We start from the raw sequence: 19,870 nt of genomic DNA, 5'->3' as shown, positions 1-19,870 counted from the left end.
TTCGCTCCTGGTGGCTACGATGAACCAGAAATCCTCCCTCCGCAAAATCCTACAATTTGTCTCACAGGTCCTGACGGCGAACATTGCGCGCCGAGGACTTGTCATCAGCAAACTTCGCCGCCGAGGATTGGTTATATCGAGATCACGATACGCTATACGCCGGGTTGCTACGATTGCATATCATCCGCCTCGGACAAGGCGAGCGCAACGCCGCCCCCGAACCAAAGCTCGTTCCACTAATAGAAGCTTGATCTCTTGGCCCGGACGGAATTCGCTTCAAAGCCGATTGCGCGCGCCATTGCGACCCAGCTGGGATGCGCTCGGTGCACGATTTCTAAATTCCGCAGCGGGATCTCTCCTGGGCAACCGAGACCGCGGCGAGCCCCAAAATCACGCCGCCGGTGAATCCGAAATGGATACGATAGAGCCACCAGATTGCGCAGCACCGGTCGAGATCGTACATGGCGAGCGCGCGCCTTGTTGCTGCGACCATCCGCGCCATCGGCTTCATTCCGCGTGTCATCTGGAAACCTCGACGTCTCGGGGCCAGCACTCTCCATTTGATGACTCTCAGGGCGGTGATGGCTCGCTGTCCGGCGCGTGCACCTGCAATGGATTGGGAGCTGAGATTGATGTTCGCCATGGCGTTCTTTTCCGCGTTTCGAAGCTGTTTGCGCACACCTATGTGCATGCGCTCTTTGCCATGATCCTACTGCGAAGGTACTGCTTGCCAACGCCCATATCTGGTAGCCAATTGGCCGGACTCCCGACCGATAAATACGCTGACGCGATACCACCGCTACGCGAAGCCACTTGCGACAGTGGTTGCGGCTACGCGACCTTTGCTGCCAGCTCCTTGAGAATACCTCGCCCGTCTGCCAAGGCTATCTAGGCTCGCATCGGCGGGGCCTACGTCGTTTTCCGAGTACCCCCTCCAGGTCACCGGTTTCGCTCCCCAACTTGCGCAGACCCAGCCGACTTCGAGCGCTGGCTTGCGGCCGAGCCCGGTTTGACCGTATGCAATTCTCGGCCGCCTCGCGAAGCAACTCCCCGAACAGATCCGCCTGCACCACACCATCCTGCAGAGTTTGTTGGGATCGCTCAGGCAAAGCAGCCGAGACGATCATCCGGCACGGCTAAAGCTGTGGCGCTGGCCGCGTGTGATGGGCATTCCGCGCGACTCCAGTAACTTCCGATCCTGCGCAGCATGGTGCAATCCCGGACTGACGTTAGCCGGACCTACATCGATCAAGCGAAACTAACGTCCTCAGATGAGGCAATACCGGGGCAATATGGCGGGGGCGGGATTAACAGGCCGGCGCCACGAGACGAAACGGCCAGGATGACCGTTCATCTCGTGGGCTGCCAGTGGGCCCGAGGATGCGTACCCACTGGCGGCGCGAACAATCCACTATGGGGCGAATGTCTCTCAGCTAAGGACAACCGAAGTGATCGCAGTCCTCCAGCCCCGCGCGATCGGTTCACAGCCCGGTTGTCTCCCGTGTAAGCCTAACGAACCCTCCTTCGGCTAATTCGGCTTTGTAGGCAAGTCCGTTAAGTAGGATTGTGGTGGAGTTATCTGCGGTCGGCATAAAACCCTCTTGGCGCAGCTTGTCCATTAGGGCAGGTGTCGCCCATTGTCGTGGTAGCGGCGTTCCGAAACGCCGGTTCTCCGTGAAGAAGGCTCCGAAGTCCGGTACCCCCGCCCGGCCAGCCCCAACCACTTGGTCCTCTGCAGGGTTAAGAACAAGGCGAACACGATTGGACTCATCCAAACCGGCCGTGTAGCGGTGACCTAGGATTTCATAAGTCATCGTCCGCTGGTCCGCGTCCGGCAAGAGACCGTGGTGGAATAGCCTATCAACCATCACATCAGGGGCGATTTGCGAACCATGTGAAAACCTCTGTGGAAACGGCGAATGAGACATCTACCGCTTCCTCAGGTGCGGCAGATGATGGTCCAGCTTCATTCATGACCTGACTGAGCAAATCATGATCTTCCTGTGTCCAGACGTGCGCCGTCGGCGATTTTGGTGAATGGGCATGGCTTCGTCATCGAGAGGCCAAGTTCGGATGTTAAAGAGGCTGGCTTTCGAGAAGCTGACAAAGGTCGAAGAAGGAGATAAATCCGCGGCCGCATCTGCGACGTGAGATGCGATCATCTCCGAACCAAGTCTCATTCCGCTTGGGCTCGCAACCGGGGCGCGGGTCTGCGTCGTGCATTGCGCACTTCGCCGTAAAGCTGGTTAGGAGGTCCAGGTGATACGGACAGCAGCGAGACTCAGTCTTGCACCGAACATGTCCAGCTCGCTCGCTGCCCGCGACCAGTCGTTCTAGCTGCCGCTTCGCGCCCATGCTCGGGGCCGCTAACCAGAATGGCGCCGATAGCCGCGCCAGCGCGAGAACAGACGAGAGCGGGACTCACGTGGGATTCCGGTAAGCGCGGAGTGACGTGTTCACCTGATGGAATGAAGAACGAAGTCGCCCAGACGCAAAGCAGCCGACAATCATCCCGCGTACGGGCCGAAGGTGCGGCGGTGCGGACGATACCGGGACTGCGCCTGCCGCTGCTGTGATGGGCATTCCGCGAGGTCCCCGCCTCCGATCCTTCGAACCCATGATGCAAGCTAGGTTTGGCAGTGGCGTTGCACGCTGACTGCTTCAGGAGCGAAAGCAACCTGGAATCGGCTGAAATGGCGCAAGACGTCGCCAATCGTGTTCGGCGTCCGCCAATTTGTCGCAAACTCCCCACAGCAGCGCAATGTCTGCGGCGCCCGACAACTGCAGCAGGCTTTCATACTTGTCGTGCCGTCAAGGCCAGCGATCAGACAAGGATTAAGTGGGTCGCGAAAGGCGGGCATTTTTATTGCAGACGTTACCATGAGTTTCGCCGTTACGCGCTTCAGCTTACACGTGGATAGGCGGTGGCCGTGAGGACGAGCTCGGGCAAATGGAATGCAACTTTGCGCGTCTGGTCGAAAGGTTCGGGCCAGGCATCGCGCTCCAGATTAGGTCGAGGGATGGCGAGGCAATTTACTCGAGAGAGGCCGGAGCCCCTGCTCGGTCCCGTAGACGGACGCTTGACACGCCGCGCGGTGTTCGGCGCAACCATCGGCAATATTCTCGAATTCTACGACTTCGGGACGTATAGCTTTTTCGCAATACAGATCGGCCAGGCGTTCTTCCCGGCAACTGACCAGTTCGCCAGCCTCATGCTGTCACTCGGAACCTTCGGCGCAGGTTTTGTGACCAGGCCGATTGGGGCCATCGTGCTCGGCTCGTATTCGGATCGGGCCGGCCGCCGCCCGGCGATGACCGCCAGCTTTGCCATGATGAGCGCCGCTGTCCTGCTATTAACCATCACGCCATCGTACGAGACAATAGGACTTGCCGCTCCGTCACTAGCCATCGTCGCACGCTTGCTGCAGGGCTTTGCTCTCGGAGGTGAGGTCGGTCCGACGACCGCCTACTTGATGGAAGCAGCCCCCACCGAAGCCCGGGGGCTTGCTGTCTCTTTTCAGCCCGCGAGTCAACAGCTAGCTGCGACGGCCGGAGCATTGGTTGGAGAGATACTCTCGCTCACCATGACAAGCGAGGCGCTCAATGCGTACGGATGGCGGATCGCGCTGTTGCTCGGCGCCGCTGCGTTGCCGTTTGGACTTTGGTTGCGGAGCGCCCTGCCCGAAACGCTGCACTGCCCTGAGGCGCCGGTTCGGGTCACCCAGGCTATGGGGCGATCGCCTCCCGATCGCCGCATCATGAGCCTGGGATTCGTCATCTTGGCCGGCTGCACGATCACCACTTATGTTAACGGATATATGACTACCTACGCGTTGAACACCCTTCGCGTTTTCCCGCCTCTCGCATTTGGTACTACGCTCATCAGCAACACGGTGGGGATTGCTGCAGCACTGCTGGGCGGCCTGCTCGCCGATCGCGTAGGCCGTCGACGTATCATGATATGGCCGCAGGTCACTGCATTGCTCATGACCTATCCGGTATTCTTGTGGATTGCAGAGAGCCGCAGTGCCTTCGCACTTCTAGGAGGTCTAGGCGTGCTCACCCTGATCGGAACGATTCCGTATAGCGCCTTCTACGTGAGCATGGCCGAAGGTTTGCCCAGGCACATTCGTAGTGGCGCCTTCGCGACGACCTACGCTTTTGCGATAGCGATTTTTGGAGGCACAGCTCAACCGATCGTCACCTGGCTCATCCATCTTACCGGAAGTGCACTCGTGCCCGCCTGGTACATGCTTTTCGCGGGCGCGGCCGCGCTCTGTGCCATGCTTATGATGCCGGAAACGGCGCCACTCAATTCTGTGCCGACCATAGACGAACGTCCGTAACGCCACCGACCGCTGCCCTAGGCATACCCGGACAGCTAAGGATGACATCTATGATGTTCGAAATGCGAAACATCGGGCCGGGACGGCTATCGGAGCATAGCACGGAAAAGCAATCTATTCTGAAGATTGGAGCAGCTTTACATTGAGCAGGGGCTCCTGTCGGAACCCACCGTCGCCGTCTGAAATATCTTGTGCCGTAATCTTCGCCGATGCGACACTTGCGGATTCGCGGACTTCACCAAGTGTGTAAGGGAGGCGTCACTCTGGTCATCTAAAGAACTAATAGGCGCGGCTTGTACCATCTGCCAGCGCAACCGTACGGCATGAGGATGCGACCGCTGTCGGAACAGCGGCCGCACGAGGCTCGATCCTCATTCTCTGCTTGACATGTTTCCCGTTGTCAGTGCCGAACGCACGAGGGATCGGTCAAGCAGAAGAACAAATCACAGATACCATTTAACGGGTCATCCACGCACTCAGGATATGATGTATCGGCTACCGGAGCACTTGCCGCAACCGGCTGCGCGGCAACTTTTGCAGCAAAAGGAGGCACCACCGCCGTTGCAAGCGCGAGTGCGCTCGCGGTCACTAACACAGATTTTTTCATTCGAGACATCGCTTCCTTAGGTTAGCCCCAGCCGCTCTCGACGGTCTATATGACGACGCTCCAAATCGTAAAATTGATTTTCTCGATCAGATCTATCGACCGAACGGATGAGTTCGGGCATCACCGTATCGATCTGTCTACTCGCTCGGCACCTGCAGACCCGCTTTATGATCGAACGCTCGACGTGCCTGCGTCCGTGCATTTCCGGGAGCACCCGACAAGAGAGTGTTGTTGAATCTGGCTCGTATCGTCCGGATCAGGTCACAGTCGGTTGCATGGTGTCGACACATGTGTCCGAGCGCACTTGCGTCACAATTGGTCGCGTAATTGTTCATCACCAAGAGAGAGGACCGCGAAAGCCGCTTACCAATTCTCTGGTTCGGCTGCGCTGCAGGCCACAAGGCAACGCTTCGACGCAGTCGACCGCGGCGCATTTTAGGCACCGGGCGCGACGACATTCCGGGCCAGAACGCGCCATCGGCCGCGATATGCGTCGACGCAGGCCCTTTCCCGATCCTGTAAGACTAGTCAGGCGAGGAGCGAAGAGGCGAGGGTGACGATGACCACATCTCCGCTGAACTCTTCTCAAGCATTGGCAGTAGGCGTCTAGCACAGCTGCAAGCGCCCGGACTTTTCTCTAGCGATGAGACTAGTCAGCTTCTCGACAGCTCAGTGTCCTAGGTCGACAACAGCTCCAACCAGACAAGACCCTGATCAGCTCAACCTGGAAGAGGAGAAGCAGCCGATCCCCCTCCAGATGGCGAGCCTTAAGAGAATTAGATTGGTGCGCACATCTCGCCGTCTTTGGTGAGCCGGACCGGCCGGCATGTTTGGCCCTCCAAGTTGGGCCGCGCGCCATGATTGCCCGCTTCTTCTTGGATATCCTCACAATGAAAGACCGGCTTTATGGAAGCGGCGCTCCAGCGCATTTGCTTCATTTTGCCATGGGGGCGACAAACAATGAATACAGATCGAACGCAGCTTGACGGCGACGACTTTTTCTCAGTTTCCGGGTCCGAAGCGTCCCAATCCGAGGCCTCAGAACTCGGCACTCCCGTTGCGGCGCGTTGGGACGAGGCTTTGACGGACGCGCGGCCCTCCACTCCCACTGCGGCAGGGCCGCAGGACCACGTTGTGAACGCGCGGGCAGCTGATGAGGGGCAGGACGAAGACGGAAACCGCCAAACCGCCATTACTCAAACGAGAGCTTTGCCGGAGAATGGTAGTGCGGCGCTAAATCTCTCCTCCCTCTCCTTGACCGCATTGCCCACCGCCCTCCCGCCCGAGCTTCACGTCTTTAACGCGAGAGACAATCAATTGGCGAGCTTGCCCGCACTTCCTGACGGGCTCCGCGTGCTCAATGCAGCTCGCAATCTGCTGACCAGCCTGCCGGCCGACCTGCCATCCCGGCTTCGGTCCCTGATCATCGGCGAAAACTCACTGACAAGTCTGCCCGCCCTTCCGGCAACCCTTCGGGAACTCAGCGCCTACAGCAACCACCTGACCAGCTTGCCTGCGCTTCCAGCCCGGCTGCGGAGCCTGGTCGTCGATAATAATCAATTGACCATTCTGCCCGCTCTTCCAGCAACGCTTGAGGAACTCTACGCTGCCAGCAACCAGCTGACCAGCTTGCCTGACCTTCCAGCCGGGCTGCGGAGCCTGGTCGTCGATAATAATCAATTGACCATTCTGCCCGCTCTTCCAGCAACGGTTGAGGAGCTCCATGCTGCAAGCAACCAGCTGACCAGCTTGCCTGACCTTCCAGCCGGGCTTCAGAACCTGGACGTCGGTGACAATCAACTGGCCAGTCTGCCCGCGCTTCCGTCAACGCTCAGGGATCTTGCCGCGCCAAGCAACCAGCTTACCAGCCTGCCCGATCTTCCAGCCAGCATTGAAAGCCTGGTTCTCGATTCCAATCAGCTGACCGAACTGCCTGATCCGCTCCCGTCGGCGATCGAATTGTTAACGGCCAGCGACAATCAACTGGTCCGGCTACCGGAGCTCCCCGCTCCCCTCGAAGTACTTGATGTCAGCAATAATCGGCTGACCGACGTACCGGCGAGCCTTCTGCAACTAGCCAGCGATGCGGCCCTCGATTTGACTGACAATCCGCTGCAGGAGCGGGTTCAGAGCAATCTATTGAGAGCGACGAGTGCTGCGGACTATGCCGGCCCGCGAGTCCTTTTCTCCTTGAGCGAAGACGCAATGGAACCTACGCCCCGCCCGCTGCACGAGGTTGTCGCAGACTGGTTTGGGCAGGACCGAGCCATGATCGCAACATGGCAAAGCTTCGCCGACGAACCTGGCGTACAGGACTACGCTCGTTTCCTCGACCGGCTTGCCGGCACCGTGAACTACGGCAATAGCGAATTCCGGCAGGCCGTGGTCGAGGATCTGCGTCAGGCATCAGCGAGGCCTCGACTGCGGGAGTTGTTTTTCCAGTTGGCCTCCGATGCATGCGCGAGCTGTCAGGATCGGATCACTTTGGCCTGGAACGGGATGCAGACTGCACGTCTGAACGCCGACATCGAGGACGGCCTGTACGACGATCGGCTCGCCGAGTTGCTCCAGCATGCCCGCGTCATGTTCCGGTTGGAGGCGCTAGACGGAATAGCGCGCCAGGAGGTCAATGTCCTTCGTCACTCCAGACCGGTCGACGAGACCGAAGTCTATCTCGCCTACCAGACCCAATTGCGCGATCCACTGGAGCTGCGACACGTCGCCCCCGACATGCGCTTTTTTTCCGTCTCTGGCGTCACCCGCGACGACGTTGAGAGGGCCCTGGCAACGGTGCGGCAGCAGGAAACGATAGGTTTTGCGGACTATCTAGCGACGCGCTGGCAACCTTGGGAAACGGTGCTGAGGCGCATTGCCCCCGAAGAGCACGCAGCAATGGACGATCGGCTCATCGATGCGATGGGCGAGGAGTTTCAAATTCGGCTGAACCAACGGCTCGCCGAAGTTAGTCTTGCGGGCGATGCTGACGCCGAGCGGATAATCGGACCTCAAATCGTCAACGAGATCGCCCGCGAGATCAAAATCGAGGTGATGCACCGGGTGCTTAGGGTGCACGGCATCGAGCTGTAAGAGATCGGGCAGATCCGTCATACCGATTGCGGTCGTGAGCTCGTGGCCATCACTCAATTCCCCAAAGCTGATCGAGCGACCGAGCCTGCTCTTCCGCCGATGCCAACGTTGCTAAGCTCGTGGGCGACTGAAAAAGCAGGGAAATGACTGACCATACGCCGGTCTACTGAAATTGCCTCCGCGCCCCTCGGCGCCATTGCAGTTGAAACGAAGAAGCTCCGACTTACTCGAGCGCTCAATGAACAACGACAAGCCCCAGCATCTTTTGGGGGCCAAGGAGGCGCGATGCTGGGGCCGTCGTAGCCTAATGCAAGAGCAGCAAATAGGCCGCGTTGTTGTGCGCCGCCCGATTTGATTCGTCAAAGCGGCCGGGACGCTCAGCTCCCGTACATCCAGACCATCCGCGGTCGGTTGAAGCTCGCGGGCAGAGTTTGCGCGCCAGTTCGCCGCGGGCAGGCAGGTGAAAGCACTGTGACATCCGGGCGTATCGCCGCCGGCATCAGGTATCTTTCACGCCTGCAATCGTCAGCGGCCCAGCTTCTCGCCTGAGCGCCGAAGTTCGCCACCGCAGGAAATGGCAGCTTGCTTGTGCGACGACCGACCATCCTCCGGATCGCCAGCCGATAACCCTCCCGTAAGCAGTGTTCTCTCCCGGGCTCCATCCCTGTGTAAGCTGGACCCCGACGAGGCTCGGCGCAGCTCAGGCGATCCGCCGAGCCGGTCCGAAAGACATGAACTCTGACGCCGAACGGCTCACCGGCGCAAGACAACCAGCTCACTAGATCCCCAGTCGAGCCATCTGAGCTGAAGCGTGCTCCGGGTCGGGAAGGGGCTGCCACGGCTGGCCAGCGGCGGTGCTCAACAAGGACCTACAGAACGCAGGAGTGAGCTTGCCGCGGTGGATCACGACGTTCTCGTGCCCCTCGGCGGCTCGAGCGTTCTGCCAGTGCTGATTGTAGCCGCGCTGCTCGTCAGACTTCACGTGGCAAGCGGCGAGTTCGCGATCGCCCAGCGTTGCCAATTGCCAGGCATGTACCGGCCGCTTGGTATGGATGTGTACCCACATCGGCCTTGGCGTCGCGCCATTGCTCAGCGCCATGGGCTGTAGCTTGATTTCGAACAGCGTCCCTGGCTCTCCCTTCAAGGCGCGAGGTGGATCCACTGACGCCAGTTCCCCCGCTGCCCGTAACTGTGCAAGGTATTTCTGCGATGGAAACGCATAGGTCTTCATGCAATCGCTCGTGATTGCTGCCTTTCGCGCGCTCAATGACTTTGCCTGCCCCTGAACCTCGGACCCCATCCTTTGAAGCCGGACTATCTTTTCGTGCACTTCGGGCACCTGCGCAGCCGTGAGCAGGCCCCGTCGGCGAGGCTCCTCCAGCGCGACTACACAGGCCTCAATCTCGGAGGACTGCGTCTGCAAGCGCTTGATCACGCGATTCAGGACATGTTCGGCGTCCTCGGGCTTCATCTGGCGCGCTTGCGAGACGGCGCTTTGCTGAGCCCGCAGATCGAACTGCAGCAGCTCGTCCAATCGCTCAAGTAATCCCGGCAGTGCCTTCCTGGAGGGCGGAGCCTGCCACATCTGGAGGTGATCGGTCGCAGCGGATGACGCAGCTGCCTCCTCCGGCGTGGCGAGTTTCTTCGTACCGAGATCCGAGAGCACGATGACCTTGCCGGTCGCGGCCCCGGCGGCATCGGACCTTCCCAGTTGCGGCGCGGGCGGGCTGGCCGTCGAACTCCCCTCGCCCGCGGCTGCTCCGCGCCTTGCTTTGCCCTTTCTGCGCACTGGAGTGCCTTCACCCACCAGCGCAGTGTTTTCTGGCAGCGCAGCCCAAGCCGGCGGATCAATCGTCACTTCCGCCTTTGGCTGCAATGCCAGCAGCCGCATGACATCGTTCGCCGTCACCCACGCACCGTCAACGATCTCGCCAAGCAACTGCAAAGGAAGGTCAGCTTCCGTTCCAGCCTCCCTCAGGGGCTCAAGCATGCCCCTCAGTTGGGATGCAAATTCCGAAAGCCGCTCCATCACTCCTTCCAGAACGGCGCGGTGCTCGGCGTCGAGCACCGCTCCTCCGCGAACGGCGTCGCCCGTCGAAATAAATGCCGGAAAAACATCGTCAACAAAGGTCCCGAGCAGACGCACCCGCCCCCTCTCGTCCATGAGGGCGGCTCGCACGTCAGGTGCTAACGTGCTCGCTCGCGACTCAATCAGGAGCTGCGCGAGAGCGATCCGCGATTGCAGATACATGCATCTGGTATTGAGCGCCCAGCCCGTATTGAGCCTGACTTGGGCCTCTTCGGCCTTGCGCATCTCGGGCGTGCTGCTTGGCAAGTGGGCAGTAGCCGCACAGACTGACTGCATCCGCTCGAACCGCAACGCTTTCTTTCCCCACCAGTCTATGCAGGCAGCAAACTGGTTCGCGACGCCCGCAACGACGCGGCTCAACTGGTCGGGCGGAGCGGTGTCTTTGACCTTGTCGAGCAGGGCTTCTGCTTGCTTTCTCTTGTTCTCAAGTGGGTAAAGAATCCGGGTGGCCACCTCGTTACATTGGTTGCCTGCATCCAGCGTGTCGTCGCGGAGCCGGCGAGCCTGATCGTCGGGCAGGATACGACGCGCCAAATTGGCAGGCAGATTCGCGTAATACTCCAGAACTGTCGAGCCTGCTTCGACCACTCGATCGATCAGCTCTTGCGCCTCTTCCAAGTTGCAGCGTTGCGTGGCCGCTCGACGGCAAGTTTCAAACTTCTCAAGCAGGCTGTCCAAATTTCGCTTTGCTGCCTTGATCTCATTGCGCGTTGGCGCCGCCACATCTGAAGCCGCAGCTCTGTCTTGAGGCCCAGAGCGCATCCGCTCCAGGACGGCATCGAAGGATTGACCGCGTTCCCCAGGGAAGAGACCAGGCCCCAGGTTCGAACGGCTCAATTCCCCGGCGCTGTCCGCTCCCGCCGCCTCACCCTGTGATGGATCAGCTCGGCCAATACCTTTCATAGTTCATCTCCGAATAGTCGAGAGTGCGCAGCCTATCTGGATAGGCCGCCTAGCTGACGACTAGCTGACCAAGAGCATTCATCGGGATGCACAAGAAATAAGATCTCGCCTTGAGTTCCACTTCAATCGCAGCTTGGTCGTGTTGCTGAACTAGCGCATCAGTGCCGGTGTGATCAGCTGAGACGTGACCGGCGCCCGACCTGCCCTACCCACGGGATAGTCCCAGCCCGAACGCCTTGGCTCTGTGCACGCGAGCTGGGCCAAGTCATCCCAAACGCTATAGAGAAGCCAGGAGGGCGCTCGCCTCCTGAAGGCCGATTTTTGGCCAAGCAGAAATGGCCAGCGTATGTCGATCGGCAGACCTGCGCTCGCGACACGCATCCCGCTATCCAGTAAACAGACTTCGACCGAAGAGCTTACCAAGTCACCAGCCATACACGGGTGTGGCGAGACGCCGGAGGCGATCAGCAACAACATTTTGCCCGTCCGAACTGGGCAGAATCAACGTTGCGCAACTCCCCTCAAACTATATTTCGCCAGAGCCGGGCCGCCGCCCAGGCCGGTCAAATCACACTCATAGGAAGGTGGCAGCAAGCGTACCGAGCAACCGAGCGTCACCCCGATCAGCGGATTGGGTGTCCGCACGTCTGCTCCGCTACCAGAATAGCTCCCACTATTTCGCAGCAATGATCCAGATATTCTTCAGATGCACGTGGCGAAGCGCTTATCTGAATATGAGGTAGATGCCCCGAAGGGTATCAGGAGAAACTTCGGCCACAGGAATTGCCAAATTACTGCCGGTTTTCCCCAGGGACCTTGAGGTAATCAACTCGGGGAATATCCAAATCGCTTCTCTAAGGAGGCTCGCTGCAACCCGCTACAATCTTCAGCATCAATTCATCGGTGCACCCGAGAGCCTGCTTGGCAGGTACAAGCCGGCTATCGAGGGGGCGGTGAACATCGGCGTGTTGCACCCCAACCTCGGCGGTGCGCTAGGCCACGACCTCTATTCTCCCTGCACCATTGCTGATCTGACCGCCACGGGCTTTCGCTATTGGGAGCTCGGCCATGTACACATGCGTTCGGCCGTCGAAGGGGCGTGGGCCATTGTGATGCCGGGCACGCCGCAGGGCCGGGACATCAGCGAGGCTGGCCCGAAATCCGTGACGCTTGTGACCATCGAGGATGATCGCTCGATTCACATCGAAGAGCGCACCACCAGCATCTCGCAGTTCGAGCGCGTTCTGGTGGATGCGAACGGAATAGAAGACTGGCGCGAACTAGTGTCTGCCATATCGCGTGCCTTAGAAACCAAGCGCAGCGGGGTTAGTTCAGATCATCTCGTCGCGCGCGTTAGGATAGAGGGACTAACTCCGTTCGCTTGGCGGATTCGCCGGGACACGGATCTGCTGAAGGCGGAGGCGGACGACAGGGCCTCGGTCATCGGGACCTGCTGGGTTGAGAAGCTGGAGATCCTCTGCCGTCCGACCGACCGGTCGGAGGAGCCATCCGAGGACCGCTTTTCGAGCTCCACCGCGTGATCGAGGAGGACATACTCGCCTCCGACGCCTTTCAGAACGAACTCGTTGGCATGGCTGAGGAGATAAGAGCGCAGCTCCCCCCGGAAATCCGCGACACCTTCGGGGTTGACGAGGTGTCGTTTCGGGAGGCGCTCACGCGCATGGGGCGTGACGGAGCGGAAAGCGTGATGGCGCGCCTTCAGCCTGCCGGACAGCGCGGCTAAGACATGCGCCTGCGCAGCCTCGACCTTACCCGGTACGGGAAATTCGCCGACCACAGTATCGATTTCGGCGAGCGGCCCACCGATCAGCCGGACCTACATGTCATCTACGAACCGAACGAGGCTGGCAAATCGACCGCCTTTACTGCGCCTCTCGATTTGTTGTTCGGAATTGCGACGCAGAGTCCGTTCGCTTTTTTCCATCCCTTTTCCACCATGCGGATTGGCGGAACACTGGAGTTCGGTGCCGAAAAGCGGGACTTCGCGCGCATCAAACTTCCGCACAACAGCCTGCTTGACGCCGATGATCGCCCTATCCCGGAAAGCGCAATTCGCGGCGACTGAGGGGCATCGACCGTGACGCCTATCGCACCATGTTCTCGCTCGACGACGAGACGCTCGAGAAGGGTGGCTAAAGCATTCTAGCAAGTAAGGGCGATCTCGGACAATTGCTGTTTTCTGCGAGCGCAGGCCTTGCTCATCTCAGCCAAAGGCCCATCGATCTCAGGAGCGAGGCAGATGGCTTCTACAGATTGCGGGCACGCAGCGGCGCGCTCGTGGACCTCAAGACGCGGCTCGTGGAGCTGAAGGCAGAGCGGGAGAAATTCGACCCTCCGGCCTCGGATCACGGGCGGCTCGTTGAAACTAGGGATCGGTCCAAGGCGCATTATGATGAGGCCGTCTCCGAACGCACCCGCACTCGTGACGCATTGACGAGATCCAGCGCCATCTCGTCGCAATGCCACGGCTTGTGGCACTGCGCGGCATCCGCGAGCGCCTCGCTCCGCTTGCGGATGTACCCGAGGCCCCACAAGGCTGGACGAGTGAGGTGCCCGGTTGCAGAGGGAGGAGATCGAGCTCGGCGTCCAGATGGACGCCATCAACGACGAAGTCGGCCGGCTTGCTGAAGAGATCGCGTCGATCGTGGTGAACGAGGCTGCCCTGCGGCTCGCCGAACGCATGGAACGGCTCGCTGAACTGCGAGCACGCCATGTGACTGCGGAGAAGGATGTTCCCGAGAGGCGGCTGCAACTTCGTGAGGTCGACCGCGCCATTTCAGTAATCCTGCAAAGGGTTTTTTCAAGGGTTAATTTGCCGACTGCCGCAACCGCTATCGCGCCGCCGTCGAGACCGGCACCGATTGCCCGACGCGCAACTATTACGGTGACAATCTGCTGGGATACCTCATCAGCCTGAACTTGAAGCGTTGAGACCTCGCCGAGAGGCCGCGCGCGATGTGTGCGGCGCGGGCAGTCTAACAGTTCAGGGAGCGACAGGGGGCGGCCGCGCAGACCAAGGGGGCGGTGGCACGGCGAGGAGAAAATCAGGCGCCTCCACGCGGATACGTCCCTGTCTTACGGTGATCGCGCCGAAATGGTCGCGCAGCTTCAGGCAGGCGCAACCATCACCGCTTTTCCAATTCCGAGTCGCGACTCGTGATAGCTTCTTCGTCAGCTTACCGAAAGGTAAATGCTTCAGAGGTTACAACGTATCGTACGTGGACTGGGTCTACTCAGTCCTGGCAAGGGAGTATGGAATGCATCCTTTTGAGGCAGGACAGATTCTGCGTGGTCGAGGATGCCAAGCGATAATTAGGTGCCGAGGTCCGTAAGGAAATTGCCCGCGAGATCAAGGGCGCTCTAAGGGGTAGGGTACTCAATGATTACGGCCTCAGGCTGTGAAGCAGCCTTTGACTGGAGGAGGCTGAAAATTCGGATGAGACGTAGCGCTGTACATCGGACTGCGGAGCGCCGGCTTAGAGACCGGCGCATTGCTCAGGTGAGCGGCTAAAATTCGTGCAAGTAGCGGTGAGAGTGGAACGCTCTTCCCCGATGCCACAACTGCGCGAAAACCGCCGAAAAACAAGGGTTCCAAAAAGGCCGGGGTCAATTTCGGGACCACCGCCGTTTACCACCGATAGGCGCGCAACGCGCGGTAAGCATCAGAACAGCCAGGCAGCCATGGTAAAACCGTTCCCGTCGAAGACTCACATCGGCAATCATATGCTGCATCCGGAAACCCTGATGCTGACCTATGGCTATGATCCGCAATTGTCGGAGGGCGCCATCAAGCCGCCGGTGTTCCTGACCTCCACGTTTGTGTTCAAGACTGCCGAGGACGGGCAGGATTTCTTCGACTACGTCGCCGGCCGGCGCGAGCCGCCGGAAGGCATGGGCGCGGGCCTGGTCTATTCGCGCTTCAATCATCCCAACAGCGAGATCGTCGAGGACAGGCTCGCGATCTACGAGCGCACGGAGAGTTGCGCGCTGTTCTCATCCGGCATGGCGGCCATCGCAACCACGATCCTGGCCTTCGTTCGCCCCGGCGATGTCATCCTGCACTCGCAGCCGCTCTATGGCGGGACGGAGACCCTGCTGACGAACACGCTCGCGCGTCTGTCGATCGGCGCCGTCGGCTTTGCCGACGGCATCGACGAGACGGCGGTCAAGCAGGCCTCGGAAGAGGCGATGCGCAAGGGGCGGGTTTCGATGATCCTGATCGAGACGCCCGCCAATCCGACCAACGGCCTCGTTGACGTCGCCATGATTCGCCGCATTGCCGATGCCATCGGCAAGGCGCAGGGACACACGCCGATCATCGCCTGCGACAACACGCTGCTCGGGCCGGTGTTTCAGCGGCCGATCGAGCATGGCGCGGATGTTTCGCTGTATTCGCTGACGAAATATGTCGGCGGCCATTCCGACCTGATCGCGGGCGCCGCGCTCGGATCGAAAGCGATCATGAAGGGCATCAAGGCGCTGCGCGGCGCCATCGGCACCCAGCTCGATCCGCATTCCTGCTGGATGATCAACCGCTCGCTCGAGACGCTCAGCCTACGGATGGAGAAAGCCGATGCGAATGCGCGGCTCGTGGCGGACTTCCTGCGCGATCACCCGAAGGTCGCCAAGGTGCATTACCTCGGTCATCACGAGGAGGGCTCGCTCTCGGGGCGCGTGTTCGCGCGGCAATGCCTCGGCGCGGGGTCGACTTTCTCGTTCGACATCGTCGGCGGCAAGGAGGCGGCGGTGAAATTCCTCAACGCGCTGCAGATTCTCAAGCTGGCAGTGAGCCTTGGCGGCACGGAATCGCTAGCAAGCCTGCCCGCGACCATGACCCATTCCGGCGTTCCCGCCGACATCCGCCAAAAAATCGGCGTGCTCGATTCCACGATCCGGCTGTCGATCGGCATCGAGAACCCGTCGGACCTGATCGCCGATCTCGCGCAGGCGCTGAACGCGGCTTGAGCGCGGGAATCAACGCGGATTGGACGCGCGGCACGCTGACATGATCGCCGCCGCGACCTCATTGCTCTGCGCGCACGAGAGCTGCCGCACGAGGCAGACGTAATAGCCCTTGCTCGATGCGTTCAGCAGGAAATCGCCAGCAGGCCGTCAATCTCACTCGACTTCGAGCCATTCGGAGACGGCGCGACCCGTGCGCCTGTTACAATGCACAAAAGATATGAACGAGGTAGCGCCCAAAATCGTCTCATTGGATACGCCCGTGTCAGCACCACAGGGCAGACCCTCGACGGCCAGCTGGCCCAGTTGAAGGCAGCGGGTGCAATCCGATTTTCAAGGACACAGCCGGTGGTGCCCACGTCGATCGCAAAGAGCTGCAGCGCATGCTTGCCAAGTTGGAGCCTGGCGACGCGGTGACGGTCACTCGCATCGACCGCTTGGTGCGGTCTCTCTTCGATCTGTTTGCAATTGTTCAGCGCATCAACGATAGCGGCGCCGTGTTCCCCTCTATCGCGGAGCCTTGGGCCGATACAGGCACCAGCACCGGCCGCATGATGCTGGCCGTCATGGCGGGGATGCCCGACGCGGAGCGCGACCTGATCCGCACCCGAACGGCGGAAGGCAGAGCCAGGGCGACCGCCCGAGACCAGCACATGGGCCGCCCGCCGAAGCTCACGCCGGAACAGAAGCGCGAGGCCTTGGTCCGCCGAGAAGCTGGCGAGGCCCTGGCCGAGATCGGCCGCAGCTACAACGTCAACCGGTGACCATCACGAGGCTCAAACCATGACCGGCTTCGAAATTGCTGGCGCGGTTCTTAAGCCGGTCTACTAAATGTTTCAGATCGTTCGCGGCCTTTTAACCGGCAGGAAGGATGCCGGCGTCCACGGTTCCGGCTATCCAAGTCAACCCGGAGACGCGGCATCGGAGTTGCCGTTCAGGCCTTTTCGGCATCTCAGGCGTTTGCAAGTCGAGACGTGCGCCTGACATGTCGCTTCTCACGGGGACTTCAAGCGTCTGCCCGGTCGATGAGTAGCCTATTGCAAATGCTTCGCGTTGATCGAGCCATCTGCACAGCTTGAACAAGATAGTTCAGATCAATCCACCCCGACCGCGCACCGGCGGCCGGGGACTGGCGCGACCAGGGCCTACGCTTCAATCCGCACGGGGAGAGCCGAATAGCCGTGCACAAAGCTAGATGCAATTCGCTCGGGTTCGCCGACGATCACGATCTCCAGTCTCGCATCCAAAATCTCTTCCCAGAGGACTCTCAACTGCAGTTCCGCAAGATGTCGACCAAGACAGCGATGGATTCCGAATCCGAACGAGAGGTGCTGCCGTACATTCTTCCGGTCGATCACGAAACTGTTGGCGTTCTCAATGATCTCTTCGTCTCTGTTGCCGGAGATGTACCACATGACGACCTTGTCACCTTTCCGGATCTGTTTTCCGCCTACGCTGCTGTCGACCGCGGCAGTGCGGCGCATATGCGCGATCGGTGTCTGGTATCGGATAATCTCGGACACGGCGCTCGAGACCAGCGTGGGATTGTCGGCTAGTTTTCGCAGTTCGGAGGGGTACTGGCTCATGAACAGGAGGCCACCGGTAATCGAGTTGCGTGTTGTATCATTTCCCCCAACGATCAACAGAATCAGATTCCCGAGAAACTCACTCGGCTTCATATGGCGTGTGGCGGGCGAATGCGCCATCAAGGAAATCAGGTCGAGGCGCGGCTCGGCATTAATGCGCTCGTTCCAAAGCCCTGTGAAATAGTCCAGACATTCTGATAAGATTGTGCTTCGCTGGTCCCAGCTGTCGATCGCATGGCCTGCTTTTGGAGTCGTAACAGCTACGTCTGACCAATAGGTCAGTAGTCGCCGGTCCTCAAATGGAAAGTCGAAGAGCGTAGCGAGCATTTGCGTCGTCAACTCTATCGAGACCATGTCTACCCAATTGAAGGCTTCATTGCGCGGCAAGCCATCGAGAATCGCCCTGACCCGAGAGCGTATCAAGGTTTCGAGCTTCGTCAGGCTTTCCGGTCCGACGATCGGGCTCACGGTATTGCGCTGCTCGGTGTGCTTGGGAGGCCCCATCTTGATGAAACTCTGGGTCCAGTGCTTATCAGGCACGTCGACAATAGTGACACCTTGCTCTGATGAGAATGCTTTGTGGTTTGTGTCTACCGCTACGATGTCCCGATACTTCGTCACGGACCAATATGGACCATGAGGGCTGTCTTTGCAGTAGTGAACGGGATCTTCTCTTCGCAGCCGGTCAAAGAAACCCCATATGCTGTCGTCTTGAAAGCGCCTGCCTTCGCTTACATCCAACTCGCTCAGCGGGATAATGTCATCTGCTTCATGATCTTCTGATCGCCTGCTCATGATCATCTCCGCAGATTTTGCTCCCGAGAGGTTACAGATCTAGGGTCACGATTCACCGTTTCGAGCTGCCGTGAGCGTTTGGCTGCGACGGGCCGCCCGACCAGACTATCTCAAAGCGCGGCTGGCCTAGCCCTACCATGTCGGGCAGTAAGGATCGCATTGACTTTCCGACCCGATCTACTCAATCAGTGAGAGCTGTCACCACGAGTTGGACGAGGGCTGCGCGGAAGCCAACATCCAATCGAATACACACTCCCAAGCTAGCCAGCCTTTTTGCGACCTCTCACTGTCGTTTCGAGCCCAGGGAGACCGATTGAGGCGGCTCGGCAGTCTGCCGCCCATCTGGTGATCTTGGCCGAGGCACCCCAAGGGGCGAAGCTGGAGGCGGCAATCTTTCCATCGCTTGGATAGTAGTTCCCGAATTGGGGTGTCCTGTGGGGTAACCTGAGAAAGAGGGAGGTGCGAGGAGGCTCTGAAATGCGGACGCGAGCAGGTGCAGGTAAGGTCCGCAGGTCTGCAAGTTGAGCGCCGGTGAGGCTTCAAACCTGATGCGGTGTCCGGCCTCTGGAAGGCTCGGACACTGGAAAATGGAGGCTGAAGCCTTGCACGGAAACGCTGCAGAAACCGTTTCGGTCGGGGAACGCGGGAGGCGGGGCAAATCGGAGCAACCGCGCAGGACGGAGCGCCGTCCCGACTAGTCGCCGAAGCCAAACGCCTTCGCGACAAGGTCGAGCAGCAAAACCTGGGGCAGCCCGCCCGAGGCAAATGTGCGAACAGCACGTCAGTGTGAGATCGGCGCTAAAATGCGCCGATACGCTGAGATCTCCCGCCCCATGATCAAGTCGAGACCTTTTCCCGCCTAGATAGATGTGTTAGGTTATCCTCTCTTTAATAGTGGAGGAAGTGATGAGCCATGACCGGATCGTTACGGCGGCCATCATCGCCATTGGCGCCCTCAACACGGTGCTCGCAGCGATAGCGCTCTTGTCGTTCTGAGCAGCGCAATTTTCTCATGCGACAAGAGGCCATCTCAATTGGCGGCTTCTTTCATTCACACAGCGTATGGCCCGATCGCGTATACGGAACGCGGTCTCCGTTTGGTCCGCTACGTGGCGTCAAGCATCATGCAGCCCTATCTTCTTTTCAGTCCGCCGGTTCGAAATCGTGAGTGGGTCATCCGGTACCGGGTCTAGCGGCTTCGGGGTACCTGTCCACCGCACCCCTTAAGAGAGTAGCTACCACTCACTGTCACCATTTCCATATTCGTTCGCCATTGGCGGCAGCCAATCTGAGAACATCTAATTTTTCGACACGCCCGGTTGGCGGTCTCTTTCAGGAGAGGCCCAATGTTCAAGGGCTTCACGGTGGCAGTTGCGGCGCTGGTTTTCACAACGCAACTGGATGCCTCAAGGATAACGTACAGAGTCTTTCGCACTTTCAGGATTGACGGCTTCTTCTAGAATGAAGGAGCTTT

The 19,870-nt window shown here is 59.6% G+C and carries 10 protein-coding genes and 1 pseudogene; 8 read left to right on the top strand and 3 right to left on the bottom strand.

Annotated features, from left to right (window positions below):
* Nucleotides 1–334: 334 nt before the first annotated feature.
* Nucleotides 335–643, bottom strand: a complete 309-nt coding sequence (locus XI05_RS10195) for a hypothetical protein (protein ID WP_271501064.1) — start codon at nucleotides 641–643, stop codon at nucleotides 335–337.
* A 2,377-nt stretch (nucleotides 644–3,020) separates the two neighbouring features.
* Between XI05_RS10195 and XI05_RS10190 the strand changes: the two genes are divergently transcribed.
* Together XI05_RS10190 and XI05_RS10185 are read left to right on the top strand one after the other, a co-directional pair.
* Nucleotides 3,021–4,346: an MFS transporter gene (locus XI05_RS10190; protein ID WP_271501062.1), complete on the top strand. Its 1,326-nt coding sequence runs from the start codon at nucleotides 3,021–3,023 to the stop codon at nucleotides 4,344–4,346.
* Nucleotides 4,347–5,913: 1,567 nt separating this feature from the next.
* Nucleotides 5,914–8,040 (top strand): NEL-type E3 ubiquitin ligase domain-containing protein, encoded by a 2,127-nt coding sequence (locus XI05_RS10185; RefSeq protein ID WP_271501061.1) that lies wholly within the window; start codon nucleotides 5,914–5,916, stop codon nucleotides 8,038–8,040.
* Nucleotides 8,041–8,818: 778 nt separating this feature from the next.
* Here the strand turns inward: XI05_RS10185 and XI05_RS10180 are convergent.
* Nucleotides 8,819–11,032 carry a hypothetical protein gene (locus XI05_RS10180; RefSeq protein ID WP_271501060.1) on the bottom strand — a complete coding sequence of 738 codons (2,214 nt, stop codon included), beginning with the start codon at nucleotides 11,030–11,032 and terminating at the stop codon, nucleotides 8,819–8,821.
* 953 nt (nucleotides 11,033–11,985) lie between these two features.
* Between XI05_RS10180 and XI05_RS10175 the strand changes: the two genes are divergently transcribed.
* The 6 genes and pseudogenes from XI05_RS10175 (at nucleotide 11,986) to XI05_RS10145 (ending at nucleotide 16,779) form a co-directional block, all read left to right on the top strand.
* Nucleotides 11,986–12,573: a metallophosphoesterase family protein gene (locus tag XI05_RS10175; RefSeq protein ID WP_271501057.1), complete on the top strand. Its 588-nt coding sequence runs from the start codon at nucleotides 11,986–11,988 to the stop codon at nucleotides 12,571–12,573.
* A complete protein-coding gene (locus XI05_RS10170; RefSeq protein ID WP_271501054.1) occupies nucleotides 12,570–12,776 on the top strand; it encodes a hypothetical protein in 207 nt (68 codons plus the stop codon). Before XI05_RS10175 ends, XI05_RS10170 begins: the two co-directional genes overlap by 4 nt.
* A 3-nt stretch (nucleotides 12,777–12,779) precedes the next feature.
* Nucleotides 12,780–13,681: pseudogene (locus tag XI05_RS39740) on the top strand (ATP-binding protein).
* Entirely contained in the window at nucleotides 13,644–13,970 is a 327-nt protein-coding gene (locus XI05_RS10155; RefSeq protein WP_271501047.1) for a hypothetical protein, read from the top strand. Before XI05_RS39740 ends, XI05_RS10155 begins: the two are co-directional and overlap by 38 nt.
* Before the next feature lie 764 nt (nucleotides 13,971–14,734).
* Entirely contained in the window at nucleotides 14,735–16,018 is a 1,284-nt protein-coding gene (locus tag XI05_RS10150) for a cystathionine gamma-synthase family protein (protein WP_271501044.1), read from the top strand.
* 380 nt (nucleotides 16,019–16,398) lie between these two features.
* Nucleotides 16,399–16,779 carry a recombinase family protein gene (locus tag XI05_RS10145; protein ID WP_271501041.1) on the top strand — a complete coding sequence of 127 codons (381 nt, stop codon included), beginning with the start codon at nucleotides 16,399–16,401 and terminating at the stop codon, nucleotides 16,777–16,779.
* 381 nt (nucleotides 16,780–17,160) lie between these two features.
* Here XI05_RS10145 and XI05_RS10140 read toward each other — a convergent pair whose 3' ends face one another.
* Nucleotides 17,161–18,396: a cytochrome P450 gene (locus tag XI05_RS10140; RefSeq protein WP_271501039.1), complete on the bottom strand. Its 1,236-nt coding sequence runs from the start codon at nucleotides 18,394–18,396 to the stop codon at nucleotides 17,161–17,163.
* Between the last annotated feature and the right edge of the window lie 1,474 nt (nucleotides 18,397–19,870).

Origin of the sequence: Bradyrhizobium sp. CCBAU 11357 (assembly GCF_028128865.1) — a bacterium.
In the GTDB taxonomy this organism is placed as follows: domain Bacteria; phylum Pseudomonadota; class Alphaproteobacteria; order Rhizobiales; family Xanthobacteraceae; genus Bradyrhizobium.
Note: the sequence above shows the minus strand (reverse complement) of the source record. Positions and strands in the feature narration are given on the sequence as shown.